8 protein-coding genes and 2 pseudogenes are annotated in these 18,911 nt (G+C 52.5%); 4 read left to right on the forward strand and 6 right to left on the reverse strand.

Translation table 11 applies throughout. The features are described 5' to 3' along the window. Window positions 1-2: 2 nt before the first annotated feature. Window positions 3-617: an acid-sensing system DNA-binding response regulator EvgA gene (gene evgA / locus MNO13_RS22440; protein ID WP_064540988.1), complete on the reverse strand. Its 615-nt coding sequence runs from the start codon at window positions 615-617 to the stop codon at window positions 3-5. A gap of 155 nt (window positions 618-772) precedes the next feature. Here evgA and MNO13_RS22445 point away from each other — a divergent pair, with 155 nt between their 5' ends. Further along, the gene (locus MNO13_RS22445) at window positions 773-964 is read left to right on the forward strand and encodes a hypothetical protein (RefSeq protein ID WP_241939328.1); all 192 of its coding nucleotides are present in this window, start codon (window positions 773-775) and stop codon (window positions 962-964) included. A gap of 296 nt (window positions 965-1,260) precedes the next feature. Here the strand turns inward: MNO13_RS22445 and MNO13_RS22450 are convergent, their stop codons facing one another. Next, the gene (locus MNO13_RS22450) at window positions 1,261-1,719 is read right to left on the reverse strand and encodes a hypothetical protein (RefSeq protein WP_241939329.1); all 459 of its coding nucleotides are present in this window, start codon (window positions 1,717-1,719) and stop codon (window positions 1,261-1,263) included. A gap of 195 nt (window positions 1,720-1,914) precedes the next feature. Between MNO13_RS22450 and MNO13_RS22455 the strand changes: the two are divergent. After that, window positions 1,915-2,052: pseudogene (locus tag MNO13_RS22455) on the forward strand (SymE family type I addiction module toxin); the annotation flags it as partial. A gap of 42 nt (window positions 2,053-2,094) precedes the next feature. Here the strand turns inward: MNO13_RS22455 and MNO13_RS22460 are convergent. Further along, window positions 2,095-2,310 carry an Imm31 family immunity protein gene (locus MNO13_RS22460; protein ID WP_208111332.1) on the reverse strand — a complete coding sequence of 72 codons (216 nt, stop codon included), beginning with the start codon at window positions 2,308-2,310 and terminating at the stop codon, window positions 2,095-2,097. Window positions 2,311-2,315: 5 nt separating this feature from the next. After that, window positions 2,316-5,381, reverse strand: a pseudogene (locus MNO13_RS22470) (hemagglutinin repeat-containing protein); the annotation flags it as partial. A gap of 345 nt (window positions 5,382-5,726) precedes the next feature. Here MNO13_RS22470 and MNO13_RS22475 point away from each other — a divergent pair. Then, window positions 5,727-6,071: a helix-turn-helix domain-containing protein gene (locus MNO13_RS22475; RefSeq protein ID WP_064541016.1), complete on the forward strand. Its 345-nt coding sequence runs from the start codon at window positions 5,727-5,729 to the stop codon at window positions 6,069-6,071. Window positions 6,072-6,149: 78 nt separating this feature from the next. Further along, window positions 6,150-6,512: a SymE family type I addiction module toxin gene (locus MNO13_RS22480; protein ID WP_241939330.1), complete on the forward strand. Its 363-nt coding sequence runs from the start codon at window positions 6,150-6,152 to the stop codon at window positions 6,510-6,512. A gap of 45 nt (window positions 6,513-6,557) precedes the next feature. Here MNO13_RS22480 and MNO13_RS22485 read toward each other — a convergent pair whose 3' ends face one another. Together MNO13_RS22485 and MNO13_RS22490 are read right to left on the reverse strand one after the other, a co-directional pair. Then, the gene (locus MNO13_RS22485) at window positions 6,558-6,926 is read right to left on the reverse strand and encodes a DUF596 domain-containing protein (protein WP_241939331.1); all 369 of its coding nucleotides are present in this window, start codon (window positions 6,924-6,926) and stop codon (window positions 6,558-6,560) included. Continuing rightward, window positions 6,923-18,910 carry a hemagglutinin repeat-containing protein gene (locus MNO13_RS22490; RefSeq protein ID WP_277881124.1) on the reverse strand — a complete coding sequence of 3,996 codons (11,988 nt, stop codon included), beginning with the start codon at window positions 18,908-18,910 and terminating at the stop codon, window positions 6,923-6,925. Before MNO13_RS22490 ends, MNO13_RS22485 begins: the two co-directional genes overlap by 4 nt. Window position 18,911: the final 1 nt, after the last annotated feature.

Here is an 18,911-nt window from a genome sequence, read left to right on the forward strand (position 1 = left end):
TATTAGCCAATTTTATTTCTTTGCGCATAATCATAGAGTTCCATTAATGATGAGCAATCTAACTTTTCCATTAAACGGGTTTTATAAGTACTTACCGTTTTATTACTGATATTCATTTTGTGGGCAATAGTGGTGTAATCAATGCCGTTGAGAATGTAGCGTAAAACCTTCATTTCCTGAGTCGATAAAGTATCCAGTTTATCTTGTTCAGTGAGGGTCACACCGCTAAAACGCTCAACAGAGAAAGGAAAATAGCTATAACCATTTTTTGCCGCTTCAATAGCCGCCAGAATATTATTCATCCCCTCTTTTTTACTAACAAAACCATTCGCGCCGTATTCGGCACTGCGCTTGCCGTAGAACAACTCATTTTTGGCAGAGATGATAATAATAATACCGACGTAGTGGCGTTTGCGGAGTTGCTCCAGCACTTCGATACCGCTAAGACCGGGAATGTCTACATCGATGATCAGCAGTTCCGGTTTGAGTTTCTCTACGGTTTGCACCACATGCTCGCCACTGTCGAGTTCAGTGGTGACGGTGATGCCGTTGGTATCGAGCAAGTTGCGTATAGCAATCCGCGCCAATGGGTGATCGTCAACGATTATCGCGTTCATTGCGTGAGTCAATCCTGATGTAAAAAGGAATAATATTTAAGCCGGAAGAACAGATGTGGTTGTTATATTATTATTTTTCGAGATGAATCTGGAGCGGGTTAAATTCTAACATATCTGATTTGGGTGTTATTAAATATTTACAGTCAGAGTCGATAGTGCCAAAAAATGATTTAGATCATATTTTGACTACATGTGTAGGAATGGGAGTTCAATTATTAAGGCAATATCTTAATGATTTTATAAATACGTTCTTTCTAAATGATGGGGGAATGTTTGACCCAAAACAACTGGCAACACAATTAGGGTTAGCTCAACAGGCCATACCGCATTATGAGAATGAAATCTGAGATTATCAGTTTCATTATTGGCTGATCTATCTGAAGCTTTAGGGGGATCAATCAATGAGTTATTTGGATTAGAGGGATAGTGAAAAAGAAGGCGCAGAAGGACTTTTCGCGGGTCGGAACGCCAGGTTTGAGATGTCATGGTTAGATGCCCGTTTGTACAGGCGCACGTCTAAGTTAGCAGGACGGGTCTGTTGGCAAAATACGGCACTAAATTGACGCTTACGGATAGCAAGGATAAATTTATGTACTAGCTCAAAAGGGAAGCTAGCTCCCCTTTTAAAATATGATTAGATGATTTATTTCTTAAGCAAGCGCGGTAACTGATTATTAAGCTCAAGCAAACAACTGCTCATATACTTTTCTGTCTCGGCAGTGACGCGAGCATAATTATTGGCTCGCCAATCCGATAGCTTCGCTTCTACAGGCGCTGGAGAGCATTCCGCTACAGTAAAGGCGGAAAACATATTGCCATCTTCAGGGCGCTTATAAAAAATCAGTTTGTATTTCAGTTGATAGGCCGGATCGGTCGCCGCCACATCTTTATAAATCAGTGCCCATGTTGCATGACCAATATAAAGCGGATTCTTGTAAGTATACCCATTACCATTGTCCGCCAGCCACTGGCTGATATTCTGCTTCGCTTTCGGCGTAAACCAGGCATCCGTTGGATTGATCAACGCATCGATAGTATTACCTTTGTAGTTCTCTTTATCAAAATCACCGCTATTGATATTTCCCGTAAGCGCCCCTAACACAGCAATTCCCATCCCCATCGTGGCATGCGTCGGCGTGACCTCGCGTAACTTGTTATCGGCAATACGGTTTTTATTAAGATCTGCAAGTGCTGGTACGCTGAGGATAATCAGATTGGTTTCTCGATTAACTAGTCGTTTTCTATAATGTTGTTAAAGAACATGATGCTGTTTCGCTAAGAAGGCCACAGAATCCATATGAGCCGTTTTTACAGACGCCACCCCAGCCTGCACCTGAAGGGCGACTGGCTAAAAGAGGCGGGGTTTGGGACGGATACGCCGGTTATTGTCGCTGTGGAGCAGGGGCAATTGGTTATCCGGCCTGTGGTTGAGTAGCAGATAGAACGATCCCGGCTTGCTGGCCGGGATCTTCTTTGATTAGTAGAAATCTTCTCTTTTAAAAACGACGCCAGTAGGCACGAGATCATCTTTTTCAAAATAAACTGTATTTTCTTTATCATGAAGGATCACTGCGTATCCATAGATAACCCCATCCTCTTCACTGATCCCCAAAACAACACCTTTACGGCCAACATATTTACTGTTTTTCGCATCAGGAACAACCTGAACCTCTTGGTAGAAATCAATTTTCATATTCATCATTTATGTGTAATTTTCCCATCAAGCGAGATATTTAGGTGGGAACCATCACGAGTTGCCCAGCCTAACTGCGCCTTGCCTGTCCGAGATAACTGAACATCCCATTCAAATGCCTGACCAGCTGTGCGGGATGGACCTTTCACCCATTCATTACCAAACTTATCGAAATACCCATTATTTGGCCCTCTTGGTAACGGTTGTGACGCCGAATAATCTTCAGGCGGTACATAACGAATTTTTCCACTCGTTGGAAGCTCAACATATTTTATACGGCCTTTAGTCGACCATGGTTGAGCTGCCCCGCCAGTGCCTGCCGGGTTATAAGGCGGTTCTTCAACATACGAAATTTTATTTCCAGCAGTCGTCCCTTTTGCCGCATCAGGCTTAACGCTGCCCTTACCACCCTGAGCCGACTCATCACCAGCCACTTTGTAGCCCGCAATGATACTCACGATACCGTGCAACTGCATCGCATCGTCATAGGCTTTTTCAACTTCTGCCCACGGTTTACCGGTGCTCTGCGCTATACCGCTAATCGCCGCATCACGCGTGATATTCCCCGCATCCAGCCCTTCCATGATAGCAGCGGCATTCGCGTAGTCTTTCGGGAAAATATCTTTGTACGACAGGTTATATGTCGCTGCACCACCGTAACTGTCCAGCGCCGTCTGCGCCTTTATCACCAGTTGCGTACAGGCTGCGCTGCTTTTATTACCCTGCGTACAGATATCACCGATTAACGCATCACGCGCTTTATCCGTGGCATTGATATCTGCCAGCTCCTGCTGGAGTACCTGTCGTTCTTCCGGGTTCAGCTCGCCGTTTGCTAACTGATGTTCTACCTGCTTTTTGCGCTCAGCTTCTTTATGGTCCAGGTAGTTATAACGCACCGAATCCAGCGCCGTCGCCGCACCCGACATGGCACCGTTACTGCCCCCCGTCACACCGCCAACCGCTGCGCCACCCAGCGCCGCTGCCCACTGGGTTATCGCCGCTTTTTCATTCACACCCAGTTGAGTATTGCTGCTCAGGTAGTCATCAACAAATTGCCCCAGGGCCTCGCTGCCCATTCCCGCCAGGCCACCCGCCAGCGCATTGCCGCCGCCGAAGCTCGCCTGTATCGCACCTATCACTCCATGGATAGCCGCTTTCTCCGGGCCATCTGCCGCCCAGCCCATCGCTGCACCCAGGTCACCGGCATACTGGTTCGCCATCTGCCCGAACACCGCCGCCAGCTCCTGCTGCTCCTCGATTTTTTCCTTATCGAAGATTTTATCGATATGACCATTGGCGTTATCCGTATCGCGGCTCAGGTCCGCCACATCCTGCTGCTGGTGTTCCTTATCACGGATGGTAATAGTGCCTGCCGCAATGGCTGACTGCGTGATGCCCGAAGCATTATCGCTGGCTCCGATACCAATATGAGGGACGCCACCCCCGCTGAACATCTGCCCGCCATGGCTGTCCTGACCTGTCGCTCCGCCCGCGCTGATGCCCTTGCTGCTGGCACTGTATTCAGCGTGGTTGTCGAGGCTGCTCCAGCCCAGCGTCCCGGTGTCGAGGCTGTTTTTGCTGGCTTCCGCCGTGCTGGCAATCACCGCACCATCCAGCTGCGTGTGTTTGCCGACGGTAATATCTAATCCTTTGTCCCCGGCAAATAACCCGCTCTGCTCGCCGACGCTGGCGTATTCACTGTCAGTTTTGCTCTGGTTGATATTCAGGCTGGCCGAGCCGGTCATCGAACCAAAGGTGAAACTGGCTCCGCCGCTCACATCTTTCTGTCGGCTGTGATACTCGTCCGTATCCTGCAGACTGCTGATGGTTAAATCACGCCCCACATCGGCTGTGATTTTGTCGCCCAGAGCCTGCGCACCGGAAATTATCGTGTCCCGCCCGCTGCTCATGCTCAGCTCATTGCTGGCATTCACCCGGCTGTTGATATATTCGGTGGTTTTACCGTCTGCGCTGCCTTTCGACTGAAAACCACTGGCTGACACACCTATCCCGGTTTCCTGTCCCAGCGAGACATGTACCCCGGCATTCCAGCCACTGCTATTATTTTTGCTGGTCTGCTCGCTGTTGTTGGTCGCAGCGTCCAGGGTCAGGTCATTCTGCGCAACCAGCGTGACGTTATGACCCGTCACACCACTGCCGCTGATATGCAGGTCGCCGCTGGTACCTTTCCCGCCGGTCGCCACCATGGTGACATCGCCCCCAGCCGTGAGTGTGCTGCCCCGCACCTGATTCTGTGTCGATTCGGACTCAAATTGACTTTTGCTGGATCCGACGCTGACTTCCACTTTCACTGCGTTCACATTGCCCTGCGCAGCCCCCCCTGCTATTGAGGAAGCGCCAGAGCCTGCGGCCCACGCATTTTCTGCTGTTTTAACTGCATACAACGCTTTAAGGCGGTCATCACTGACCTCTTCACCGCGTTTGAAGGTATCGTTGGCAGCCATCACGGCATCGGTCACGGCCGATGAAACCGACACCGTCACCCCACTTTGCTTCTGTTCATAACGTTCTTTACGGCGCTGCTGGTCATTACCGGCATCGACAATAATCTCGCCTGCTGCCACATTGAGATTTTTACCCGCCACCACATCCGCACCGCTGATATGTGCTGTGTTACCGGCAATAATGCTGACGTTACCGCCTGTGGAGCCAATAGTGCTGACACTCTGGCTCTGGGTGGTACCGTCTTCATTCCGTTCATGGAGGGAAGATTTGCTGCCAATAGTGACACCCAACCCGCCCGTCCCCATCAGACCACTGGTTTTCTTTTCCTTGAAACGATATGTCGACTGTTCATCTGTGGCTGCCAGGATGTTGACATCATTTCCTGCCTGGAGGGTTACCGAGCCATCACCCACGACACCAGAACCTTTCACGTTCAGGTCGTTACCCGCTGAGAACGAGACGTTATTTCCGCTCAGTGCAATGCCTTTTTCGTAGGTGGCGTAATCTTCCTCAATGGTGTGCGTGGTGGTTTTGTTCAGGAACCCTTTTTTGGTTTTGGTCTCTTCTTTGAAGTGGTAATCGCTTTCGGTGGCGGTTTCGAGATTGCTGATGCTGTTCTGGCGGACGAGTGCGGCTATTTATGCGCTGGTCAATACGATGGGAAAACAGCAATGCTACCGCCTGCAGGGATCGTGGAGCTGCAATCGTGGAAGTTTAGCGACTACCAAGTCTGACACATCTATTATTTGTTTTATTTATTAGTCAGTTATTACTCGTTCGCTTAACAATTACATGTAACTGCATCTACCATTTCGCTCGTTAATCCCCTTCAAAAAAAACCATATAGGACTTCATTTTAATACCACATATGGTATTGTTTGGAATGTATTTATGCCTGATAAGAAATCGACGTTAAGATGCGAAAACTAATTTACTACTGAGTATATTAAATGACCTTTGGTAAACGTCTCGCCTCTTTACGTAAGGGCAGAAAGCTGACGCAGGCTGTACTTGCGGACAAAGCAAGTTGTCATATATCGATGATTCGCCGCTATGAATCAGACGATGTTCAGCCCACGCTTGAGGTAATCCGCAATTTATCTCTCGCGTTATCAGTCAGTGCAGATGTGCTGGTTTTTGAGGAAGTTGAACAAAATCCTGATGATGAATTACGTTCGTTATTTCTGGCAGTTAACCAGTTCACTCAGGAGGAAAAGTCAGTGACAAAAGTACTACTGGAAGCACTGATTTTGAAACACGATGTTAATCAACGTGTAAGAAATGCGAAGGATTAGCAATCATAAAGGACGCGATGATCCAGTGTTGGAGCACTGAATCACCGCTAACCATAACCAACTATTACGGAGTTAATCATGGCTGAGCACGATTCTAAGTCAGAAGTTGTCACAACTGAAGCAACAGAACTAAAAACACGCCGTTATACCGTGGGTTACATCCGCGACTGGCAGACCCACGAACCCGCACCGACGATTACCCTGAAGGGCTACTGGCTGGAAGATGCGGGGTTTACAACCGGTACACCACTGAAGATCCGCGTGATGCCCGGTTGCCTGGTGCTCACCGCCCAGGAGCCATTACCGGCCCCGCCGCCAGAGCCGGAGATTATGCAGATGCTGAAGAAGGTCTGTAAGCTCTCAGGCCGCAAGCAACAGCAGATCCTTGATTTTATTGCGGTGATCACGGCTAAAAAGCCGCCAGTCGGGAAGTGGTTCTGACGGCTGACAGATAAAAAAATCCCAACCGCGAGGGTTGGGATTCATTTAAGTCCATAGCTCTCCACCATCGGGGGTTAACCACACTACTCCCGCAGGAGCCTTAACCAAAAACCACATTCCATATTCATCTAAATCGTCGTTTTCATCTTCATTTGGATAGGGTGGCCAAACCGCCTGTAATGTCTGTATTTGTTGCTCAACAGTACCAGATAAAAATATACCATTTGTAGCTAACTTAATTTTCTTCTCATTTAATAATTGAGTTAAAAAAACAAAGAATACTTCCTTTCTGAACAAGTAATTATCAGATAATTCAGCGCATTCAACACTGATATGCTGCCATATAGCCCCCATAGATAATCCATAAGAACTTTTAATAACGGATGAATATATGTCATTGATATTTTTCATCATTTAAATTTAACCTCCACCCTTCTGCCACCATTTATCGATGGAGTCATTAAATCTATAGTCCATTTAGCACCGGTTTGTTGTGCCGATGTTGAAAAGTCCCTCAATGTCAGAGTACTACCGGCAGAAGGCCCTTCTGTGACTTTTACCGAATACACCGTACCTTTACCAGGGATCACCTTAGCTGATGGCATATCCTCTGATCCCGCAAGCTGCTTAAAGTAAGTCATAACATCAGCGTCAGTAGCTCCTTTAAATACAGGAGCACCTAAACTTAACTGTGGATCTGCAACCATTGTTTTTCCATTAATGTTTAACTGGAAGTCCTTCGGATGTACTGCTGGATTATTAAATTGAGTGGCAAGATCATCAATCTTCTTCACTGATTGCTGCTGTAATACCGCTCCAGATGGCTTCACACTTAAATCTGAACTATTTTTCGCATTTTGCCCGATTCTTTCTAGTGCTTCTTTTTCAGCCGATAATTTTCCAGTATCGACAATACTGTCCGGCAGTTTTTTGCCCGGCAACATAATCCCGGCAAGCATCCCACCTGTCGCTTCCAGCGCAAGCTGATTTCCCTCGGATGCCTGTTTAACAGTATCGGCAACCGCTGACCAGGTATCGCTACTCATTAGTGCTTTCAGAGTATCCGCTACCGCTTGATTCTTCCCGGACAGGTCGCTCAAAGCTTTATTACAGTAAGGATCACCAACAGCGCAGGCCGTCAGTGCCATAGCTGCATCTGCACCGTAGTCCGCAGCGCCCAGCACCGCATCGCCGGAATCGGCTGCCGCGCCGATAATACTGTTAGCGACGGCTGAGAGCGTGCCGTTACCCAACGTTTCACGCACTTGGTCTTTCATGCTGGCGGCGGCCTGTTTCACCGTTTCACGGGCTTTATCTCCACTCAGTGAGTTATTCTCAACCGTCGTCTTCCCTGCAATAGCCCCGGTCATCGCATCAGCAGAACTGTCTCCGGTCAGGCCGCCAGCCAGACCTGCGGCTATGCTTGCCAGCGCTGATACCGTCTGCTTTTCGGACTCATTCAGTTTATCGGCATCCCGTCCATACAAGCTGACGGCTATCATACCCGCCAGTTCACCACTCGCCGCACCTGCTGCTCCGGCTGCGGCATTTTTACCCTGGGCTGCAGCCAGAGCAGCGTTGACTACGGCATGCGCGATGACGCGTGACGCATCATCTGTGGTGCTTTTTTTCACCCACTCTGCCAGATATGGTGCCGCCCCACCCGCAATCGCCGCTTTCAGGTCACCGCCTGCCAGCCCCTGCAACGCCATCGTCGCCGCGCTGATACCCTGCTGAATGGCGCTGCCGGTCCCCCATTCTTTCTGTGCAGCTATGTAGCTGTCTGTCTTCGCGAGTTTAGCGTTGTACTCAGCCCATTCTTCTTTCGTCGCACCTGCTTCTGGCTCTTTTACCGGTGGTATCCGCTGCGCCAGTTCGGCCTTACCCGTTTTTATTGCCCAGATATCACCCTCAGTCCGCGCAATATCGCCCGCCTGGCTGCCGATTTCCCCCAGCGTCTGCGCTATCTCCAGCCGCTTTTGCTCTTTCTCTTTATCGAAGATTGGGCTGATGCTGCCGTTTGCATGTGCAGTGTCGCGGCTCAGGTCTGCCACATCCTGTTGCTGTTTGTCTTTGTCGCGAATAGTGATACTGCCATCGGCTATCGCCGATTTCGTGGTGCCTTCCGCATCACCATTGCCGCCAGCCCCCACCAGCAGTGTGTTCGCCATATTGCCTGCGAACTGGCTACCAATACTTCCGCCCGTGCTGAAACTGCCACCGCTGTGGCTGACGTCATATTCCGCTTTGTTACCGATGTCACTGAAGCCCAGTGTCCCGGTGTCGAGGTGGTTTTTACTGCTATCTCCCGTGCTGGCAATAACCGCGCCATCCAGTTGTGTGTGATTGCCGACGGTGATATCAAACCCGCCATCACCCGCAAAAATACCGCTCTGTTCAACCACGGAGTCGTAGTTGCTGTGCATCTTGTCTTTACTGACACTCAGGCTGGCTGAACCACTCATCGAGCCAAAGGAGAAACTGGCCCCGCCGCTGATGCTGTCCTGCTTGCTGTCGTAGCGGTCACTGTCCTGCAGGCTGCTGATGGTCAGGTCACCACCAATATCCGCCACCACTTTTTTACCGCTGACCTGTGCACCGGCAAGTGTCGTGTCTTCACCACTGCGTATCGTCACCTGGCGTCCGGCATCCACCGTGGTTTCGTTCTGCTGCGTGCCGTTGCCGCTCTCTTTACCGTGTGACTTATTGCCGCTGGCGGAGACGTTGATCCCCCAGCCACCCGAACCGACACCAATACCGATGCCCACGTTGCCGCCGCTGCTTTTGTTACTCCCTTCCAGCAACTGGGTGTTCTGCGACGAGACCAGGTTCACATCCCGTGCCGCATCAAGCCAAACGTCCTTACCGGCCTTCATCTGGCTGCCCGCCACACTGATATCACCACCTGTCGCGGTGATCGAAAGGTTATCTCCGGCGTTCAGTGTCGAGCCACTGGCAGTATTCTGTTCGTTGTGCGTTTTCGATTTTGACGACTGTGAACCGTAGGACAGGGTGATGCCGACCGTGTTGGTGTTATCCGTGTCGCTACCTTTGACGGTATCCATCCTGGCGGCCTGGTTTGCCTGTACGCCAGACAATACCGCCTGGGTACCTTTCAGCGCCGCCAGGCGTCCGTCGCTTTCGTCTTTCGCTGACTGGGCAGATGACACTGCACTGTTAACAGCACTGCCCACCATTCCAGACAATGCCAGTGTCAGACCGCTCTGGCTTTGCTCGTATTTTTCATCGCGGGTACGTTTGTCATGACCCGGGTCGATAATCACACTGTCGCCGGTGATTGACAGGTCTTTCCCCGCAATTAAATCGGAGCCACCGATATGCGCCTGGCCACCGGCATTAATGCTGACATTGCCGCCCGTTGACCCCACCGTGCTGGCACTCTGACTCTGGGTGGTACCTTCATCATTCATTTCATGGCGGGATTTGTTGGTTCCGACGGTGATACCAATACCGCCAGTGCCCATCAGGCCGCTCTTCTTCTGCTCCTTCAGGCGATAAGTAGAATCCGTATTCGTCGCTGCCACTATGTCAACATTTTTGCCCGCACTGAGCGATACATCCCCGTCACCCACGACAGCCGAACCCTGTACCAGCAGGTTGTTACCCGCCGAGAGCGACACATTAGTCCCGCTCAACAGGGTGCCTGCTTCACGCGTCGCGCTGTCTTCCTCCACCGTATGCGTGGTGGTTTTCTTCAGGAATCCTTTTTTGGTTTTGGTCTCTTCTTTATAGTGGTAATCGCTTTCTGTCGCGGTTTCCAGATTGATGTCACGACCTGCGCCAATACCGATATCGCCGCTTGCCAGCACCTGCGCTGCTTCACTGTTCACATCACGTCCGGCGACAATCGTGGTGTTACCGCCGCTGGCGATTTCCGTGCGGTCCTGGCGTACCGACTCGTTGATTTCGACCTTTTTCTTCGCTTTATAGCTGCCGCCTTCGGTGGTTTCTGCCGCCATCAAGTTCACATCACGCCCGGCCTGCATCGCCACATTGCCTTCTGCGGCAAGCCCTGCCGCCTGGCTGTTGATGTCCTGGCCTGCAACCAGCGCCAGGTCGCCGCCTGCGGTAATGGTGGTGCGCGCATTGTCGGTGCTATGGCTTTCGCCTTTACCTTTGCTGGCAGACTCGCTGGTTTTCGCCGCATTCAGGTTCAGGTCATTACCCGCTATCAGCGTCACATTGTTGCCCGCGTTGACGGCACTGGCTTCGACGGTTAAGTCCTTGCCCGCCTGAATCCCCAGGTTGCCACCTGCCGAAAGGGTGCTGCCCTGCTGCGTCACGGATTCAGTACTGGTCGCCTCAGTGCCGCGGAAGCCTGACTGGCTATAGCCATGAGTAACCTGGTTTGCCGTTATTGCGATATCGCCCCAGGCATTCATCAGCAGATTGCCACCCGCGGCCACATTCGCCCCGGTAATGTTGATATTCTGTCCAGCACTCAGACTCAGGGCATCGAGTGAGGTAATGGACGCGATGTTGCCCACGGTCGTATCCACTATCCCGACATGGCCATTTTTACCCCCGGCATCAAGACTCCAGGTGCTGGTCTGCGTGATGTTGTTGATGCTGCCGTCGAGGCTTTCAAGCTGGACGGTTTTGCCACTGATGGTTGAGCCGATGTTGTTGATATCGCCCAGCGAGCTCAATCCCAGGTTGCCGCCAGCATGAATCAGGCCGTTGTTGAGGTTGCTGATGCTGTTGCCGCTGTCGATGCTCAGGTTATTTTTCGCGGTGATGCTACTACCGCTGTTGGTGATGTTGCCGCCCGCCAGCTGGACGTTGTTACCGGAAATCACGCTGCCGTTACTGACCGTCACATCTTTTGGCGAGAGATAAACTTTCGGCACCATCACCCTCTGGCCGTTAATGGTCGTCGCTTCCCACCACAGAATACTTTTATCAAGTGAAGCGATTTGCGCCTGGGTAAGCGCGATACCGAATGCCAGCCCCAGCGACTGCTGTGCAAATGCCGCGTTGTCCATCAGATACTGCATCTGCGCAAGATCTGATCCGATACCATTGATGTAGCGATTGCCCGTCTGATTCAGCATGAAGTTGCTGACGTAGCGTGTATCAAACGCCGCATCACCGAGGAAACGGTAGTCGTATTCCGGGTGCAGGTTCAGGCGATCCAGGAAGTAAGACGAACCGAGGAATTTATTCTGATCGGTATAAGTGCTGCTGGTTTCCCGCGGGGCTTCGCCCGGTTTCATACCCATCATGGTGTAGAGATCGCCAAACAACGAAGGATCAAGCTGGCCGAGACCATCGAGTTTCGGGTTGGTGGTGATCAGATACGGGCTGTTAGGATCTGTGGAAACAACGAAGTAGCCATTCTGGCCGCTCGGCAATGGGTAAGCGCTGGTATCAACCGCTTTGCCAGCATGATTGTTCAGGCTACTGCTACCTGGTTTCACCAGCGCAGCATTTTGCATAGCAGGGTCCGCGAGATCGCCTTGTGAACCCAGCCCGGCGTTGCCTTCTGCTGCGTAATCTCTGGAGGAAAGATCGGCCGAACTGTTATCCAGATTACCGCCACCGTTGATTTGCTGGATAGCGTTTTGTAGTTGATCCTGCCACTGCGGCGTACCCGGCGTAAGGTTATCGGCGCTGGCGAGGCTTTGTTTCTGAACACCGCTGTCAATGTTCTGGTTGCTCAGCGTATTCAGGGTTGGCGCAGAAATCGTGTTGCTGATGCCACCCGTATTCGCCGTAGAAAGGGTGTTGCTGATATCGGTGGTGAAGTTGGCTGTGACATTGCCGCCAGCTTGAATGACGGAGCGGTAAATGTCGCCGGGCGTAGATTCGGTTGTTTTGCCTTTAAGGATGAATTCGATTTTGTCGCCGCTGCTGGAGTTCTCATTTTGATAAACCCAGGAGTCGGTATCTGTCCCTGCCTGCCACGACTGGTTTGACAGCGTGGAGCCCGTCAGGTCAATGTTTCCGTCGCCGAGAATGACGCTGGCATTGTTATCCAGTCGGTCAGCGTGAATCGTCAGATTACCGCCTGAGCGTATTCCGGCCACACCTCCACTGGCGGAAACGACTGTTTCCGTCTGGCTGGCTGCAAAGTACTGCGTGGCAAACTCAGGTTTCATGTAATAAGTCGTTTGCGCAGGCACCGTCACGCAATGCGTATTGGCCACCCCGGTACACCTTTCCCACGCAGGAATGGTGATTGCGTAATAACTCCCGACCGGAAGCTGGCTCAACGGGAGCGTAATCGTGGCATTACCCAGCCCGCTGATTTGTGCTGGATTAGGTGTTGTGGTGGTGGATGTTGTCAGGCCGTCGCGCTGATTCAGCAGGTGCGCAGTATTGAGGGTGATATCGCCGTTTGTTGTCTCAATATTCCCGGACGTATTGATGATTTCTGCGCTTACCGCACCACTGGCGTCCTTCTGCATCACCAGGCTGTTGCCCGCCAGAATATCGCCACGTGTATTTTTGATGCTGTTTGCCAGCAGGGTCATATTGTTGCCCGCATACAGCAGCCCGGTGTTAAGCAGGGAGCCGGCGGCTTGCGCGGTCAGGCTACCGCTGGTACCGGTGAAACCGTTGAGGATAATCTCGCTGGCGCTGGTCAGGGCCACGTCGCCACCGGATTGCAGCGTACCCGTGGCATTCATATTGATACGGTTGCCGCTCAGGTTGCTGGCAGCACTGACTGCGGTGAGTTGCCCATTGTTGGTCAGCACGCCACCCGCACCAATGTTCAGCCCCTGGCCCTGCATCACGCTCTGGTTAGTGATGTCACCAATACTGGTCAGCGTCAGCACATTGCCCGCCGCCATCACGTTGCGCGTGGTAAACGCATTTATCAGGTCGACGGTTAAATGACCGAGCGCCACCACCTGGCCAAGCTGATCGAACCCGGTGCTGCTCAGTACCAGATTACCCCCGCTGAAGAGTTTTCCTGCGGCCTGAAGATTGACCTGACTGGCGTTGATATTGAGCTGGTTGTTGCCAAGCAACGTCCCGCTGTTGGTCAACACCTGATAGTCAGAAATCAAGTTCGCGGCCTGCACGGTGCCCTGATTGCTGAGGCTATTCCCCTTCATGCTCATCTGCTGGTCTGCCAGCAACGTCCCACTGTTGGTTGCGTTTGCGGCGTTGAGTAGCAGCGTGGTTGCCTGTAGCCAGCCGTTATTGGTCAGGCTTGCAGTGTTGAACGTCAGGTCGCCTGCGAACAGCAGTTTGCCGTCGTTTTGCGCTGAGCTGGCCGCGTCAATGCGTGAGGAACCCGCCCCCTGCAAAATGCCGTAGTTGATTAAATTCGCCGTGGTGATGGTCAGTTCGTTCTGGCTGAGGAGGGTGCCCGCCGCACGGTTAGTCAGGTTGCCGGTGAGCACAAGCGTGAGCGCATCATTGCCCTGGATACGCCCCTGGTTATCCAGCGAGCCACTGGTGATGTGTGTGTTGTTGCCCTGAATGCGCCCGAGGTTAGTCACCGAAGTGGCATTCAATGCCAGTGCGCCGCCCGTCAACAGGGTTTTGTCTTGCTGCTGCGTAAACGCGCCGTTGAGCGCCACGGTCAACCCGTTAACACCGCTAATCTCGCCGTTGTTATTCAGCGTGGTACCGCGCAGCGTCAGGTTTTGTGCGATCCACTGCCCGCTATTGGCGAGGTTCAGCGCCTGTAATACCGCATTGCCACTGGCGGTGATTTTGCTGCCCGCGCCAGAATTCAGGTCGCCGGCAAGCGTCAGACTCAGGTCGTCGGCACTTTGAATCGCGCCGTTGTTATTCAGATTGCTGGCGTTCAGCAGGATGTATTGCCCCTGCCAGATCCCGCTGTTGACGATATTGCCACCATTAATTTTCAGCACGCCCTGAGTTAATAACTGGCCATTCGTGTCGTTGTTCAGTTCCAGCGCCGCTGCGGAAAACGTCAGTGCATTCAGGCCGATAAGTGTGCCCTGATTGCTGATTTTATTCTGCTGAGCGGTGAGGGTTTTGCCCTGAATCGCGTGGTTGTTATTGAGCGTGCTGCCCGCCAGCGACATATCGCCTTCGCTCAACAGCGACCCGTTGTTGTTCAGGGTTTGCGCCTGAATCGTTGCCTGACCTTTGCTGAGGATGTCGCCGCTGTTAGTCAGCGTGTCATTCACGTTGGCAGTCAGGCCGCTGGTCGCAATGACCGTGCCACCGTTGCGCCAGTTGTTCGCGCTGAACTGGTTTTGTCCGCCCTGCAGCAGACCGTCTGTAGCAAGATTTTGCGCGTTGAAAGTCAGCATGCCACCGGTAAGAACACGGCCATTCGCGCCTGTCGTGATGTCGTCTGCGTTCGCATTCAGCCAGTCGCTGCCCTGCCACAATCCGTCATTCGCCAGGCTTGTCGCATTTAAATCCAGGCTTTGCCCGATGACTTTGCCACTGTTGTTAAAATTGCCAGCGCTAAGTGCGACAGCCTTCTGACTCCAGATTTTGCTGCCGTTAAACATGTCGCCATTTACGTGAGCGGTGAGGCCGTTCACGCCGATGAGCGAACCGGTGCTGGTGAGGTCGTTCAGGGTTAACGAGAGCAAATTCCCCTGCAAAATGCCGCTATTGCTTAACGAGTCGCCGTGAAGCAGCAAATCGTTCGCCGCCACCAGGCCTGCGTTTTCGAGATTACCGTTCAGTGTCGCGTCGTTCTGTGCCAGTAAACGTCCGCCAGCCTGGTTGATAAACGGCCCGCTGAGCGCAAGGTTCATGTTTTTAGCCGCGATATCACCGCTGTTATTCAGTTCATTGCCCGTCAGTGTCAGCAGGTCGTTCACCTGCAACAAACCGGCATTGTTCAGGCTTTGTAAGGCGAGAATGAGTGCCCCGCCGCTCACCAGTTGCCCATTGCTGCGGTTAATCAGGATCGGCGTTTTAAGCTGTAACGTGCTGTTGCCTTGCAGCAGCCCGTTGTTATCGAGGTTTTGTGTTTCAACACTGAGGTTATTTGCCGCCAGTTTGCCACTGTTGACTATGCTGTTTGCGGTCAGGCTGGCATCCTGCTGGCTGACTAAAGTACCGCTATTGATCAGTGCGTGACGGGTTATGGCATCCAGTTTATTTTGCGCCTGCGCAACACCACCGTTTTGCCAGTCTTGCGCATTCAGGGAGATATTTTTTCCCTGCATCAAGCCCTGGTTATTCACCGTCTGTCCATCAATTGCCAGTGCGCCGCCGCTCAGCAGTTGACCGTTGTTTTGATTAGTGAACGTCTCGCCCTTCAGGCTCAAATCAAGATTGCCTTGCAGCAACCCGCTGTTCATCAAATCGCCACGGAAAGCAAGCACGTTTGCCACCAGCATTCCGCTGTTTTCAAGGCTGCCACTGTCGATTGTCAGCCCTTGTTTCCCCAGCATTTTTCCCTGGTTTTTAAAGTCATTCGTCACCCTGATGGTGCCGTCCAGTTCGCTTAACGCATTGCCAGTGTTGATCCACTCGCCGCTCGCCAGATCCAGATTTTTCCCCTGCATCAGGCCCGCATTCGTCAGGCTGCTGGCACGCAACACCAGTTTGCCGTTGCTTAAAAGCACACCCGAATTCTGGTTATCAAGGGTGCGGGTCGTCAGTGTCAGCAGGTTCAGCCCTTGCAACGCGCCGCTGTTGGTCAGCTTCGACAGGTTAATATTCGAATCACTGGCGGTAATCACGCCCGCGTTAGTGAGCTCCTGGGTGGTCAGCGTGAAAGTGGTCGCTGCATTGAACACTCCAGTCTGGGTATTCGTCAGTTGCTTCGCGAGATTCAGCACGATGGCTGTTGCCTGCAATGTTCCGGCGTTCACGAAGGAATCTGAGTCCAGCGAGAAATCACCCGCGGTCAGAATATTGCCCTGGTTGCTGAAGTTTTTTACCATGAGATCCAGCGCCGCATCACCCTGAAGATCGCCGGTGTTAGTGAGCTCATCGCTCTGAATCGTCAGGTTTTTGGCAGCAACTTGCCCGCCGTTTTCAAGGGTTGATCCTTTGAATTGCAGGTGTTCTTGCGCCAGCAGTCGCCCGTTATTGGTCACGCGAGCCGTGCCCGCCGTCATATTCACAGAGTTAATTTCGCCACTGTTGGTGAGCTGATTACCCTTCAGCGTCAACCCGGCGTCGCTCGTGATAAGCCCGGCATTGAACAGTGTCGGAACCGTCAGCACAAAATCCTGTGTACTCCAGACCGTGCCACCCGCCAGGTTATTCAGATTATCAACGGCTAAATCCAGAGCCTGAGTGCCCTGCAACAGTCCACTGTTGGTCAGGGATAGACCCTGCAACGTCAGCGCTGAAGCAATCAACGCGCCGCTGTTATTGAACTGGTTACCGCTCAACGTCAACGCGGAATCGGTTCTGAGCGTACCGGCGTTTGTGAAGGTGGGAATGTTAAACGCCAGGTTTTGCGAACTGTACAAATAGCCGCCAACCTGGTTATCCAGCAGTTGCGCAGAGAGGCTTAATGCCCTGTCGCCCTGCAGCAGGCCGGTATTGACGATAGTCTGGCTGGTGAGGCTGAGTTCCGGTGCCACCAGGGAGCCGCTGTTGTTGACGTTGCCAGCATGAATATTGATAGCAGCGGCATTAGATTTACCGTTATGTGACAGGTTATCTGCGCGGATAGCGAGATTGCCACGGGCAGCTTGTGTGCCATTCAGCGTGGCATCTGTGGTGTTGAGCGTAAGCTGACCATCGCTTTGCAGCTGCGCATTTTGTTGGCTGGTGAGTCGCTGAGCCTGCACCGCAAGGTCGCCCTTCGCGATAACTTCGCCATCAAGATTGGCATCGTCAGCATTCAGGGCAATATTGCCCTGGCTGGTGCTCAACGAGCCGTTTGCGGTGGTCAGGGAATTAGCCTTCACCGTCAGCGCATTTTTGCCCGACAGCGTGCCATTTTGCTGAATATTCCCCGCGATAACCGTTAACGCGTCATCACTGAGGATTTGTCCGCTGGCCGCGTTATTCAGCGTGTTGGTCGCGTTGATACTGGCACGGCCTTTGGCGCTCAGCGTGCCGCTTTGTTCGAGGGTTTGCGTGGCGAGAACCAGCTCACCGCCGCTCAGCATCTGGCCCTGATTGGTCAGAGCACCGGCGTTTATCGCCATGTTTTTCTGGCTTTGTACGGTGCCGGTATTTTTCAGCGTGCTGGCGTTAAGTTGTGCGGCACCATTGGCGGTAATATTGCCGCTGTTGGACAACGCACCGCTGTTTAAAGTGACATTATTTCCGGCAACCAGCTGGCCCTGGTTATCCGTCGACCCGGCGACTTCAGCCGCGATATCACGCGCAGCGTCAGCGCGGCTGCTGCCATCCTGAGTTAAATCATGTGCTTTGAGATTAAGATTGTTTCCGGCAGTCAACGTCGCACTGGATAAGCTCAGCTTGCCATCACTGTTCAGGACAATATTGTTGTCGCTGACAAAGGTGCCACTGTTAAGCGCAACGTCCTGCCCGCTAACATGGATATCGCCGCTGGCTTTGTGTTCTCCGCTCAGTGCAACGCTCTCACCTTTTGCCGTCAGGCTACCGCTGGCGAGGCTGTTTTTAACTGTCAGTTTGCCATTCGCATCAAGGGTAATATCCCCCTGGCGGGCATTCAGGTTGCCAAGGTTCACCCCGACACCTTTGTCGCTGGAAACCAGGTGAATACGGTTGGCGTACATGCCGCCAAGCGCGCCGGTGTCCACCGCAACAGCCGGTGCCGCGCCTTCACCGGCAATTGCCGTTGCGCGTCCATCAGGTGTGACGCGGTTGGCTCCGGCAATGACCGTTAAATCTTTGGCATGAATGTCCGCGTTGATTTCCGTGGCACGCGAGATTATCGACAACGCATCAGACTGACTGGCATCCAGCCCTTTCCCTTCAACGGTGATAGAACCTTTTGTGACATCAAGAGATTGCAGATTACCGCTGGCATCCAGTACCGGTTTCCCGGTGGTCAGTGTCGCGTTCGGCGTGTTGATAAATCCGCAGCCATTACAGGTGATCCCGTAAGGGTTGGCGACCATCACGTTGGCCGCTTTGCCTGCCACTTCGGTGTAGCCCTGAAGCTGCGAGCGGTTCGCGCCCGTCACTTCATTGATGATGCCACGCGCTTCCTGGCCTGCTTTCAGGTTCGGGTTGTTCTGGATAATCCCGCCAAGCTGCGTCTGGTTGAGTTGGCCAGTGGCATTGTTGAGGATTAAGCCCTCTTTGCCGACGTTGTAATCCTGATACTGGTTATGGGATATCCCCGCGCCGTTGGGCGTGGCGATGTTCACCACCGGCACCCCGTTCCCGGCCTGGTCAATTCCGGTGGCACCATTGGCGGGGGTCGGTGCGGCAAATGCCGGGATAACAGGCTGTCCGGCGAGTAAGGCGCAAATCAGGTAGCTCAACAGGCGCTGTGCAAAACAAACGGGTTGCTGATGATTGTCCATA

Origin of the sequence: Buttiauxella ferragutiae (genome assembly GCF_022637515.1) — a bacterium.
In the GTDB taxonomy this organism is placed as follows: domain Bacteria; phylum Pseudomonadota; class Gammaproteobacteria; order Enterobacterales; family Enterobacteriaceae; genus Buttiauxella; species Buttiauxella ferragutiae.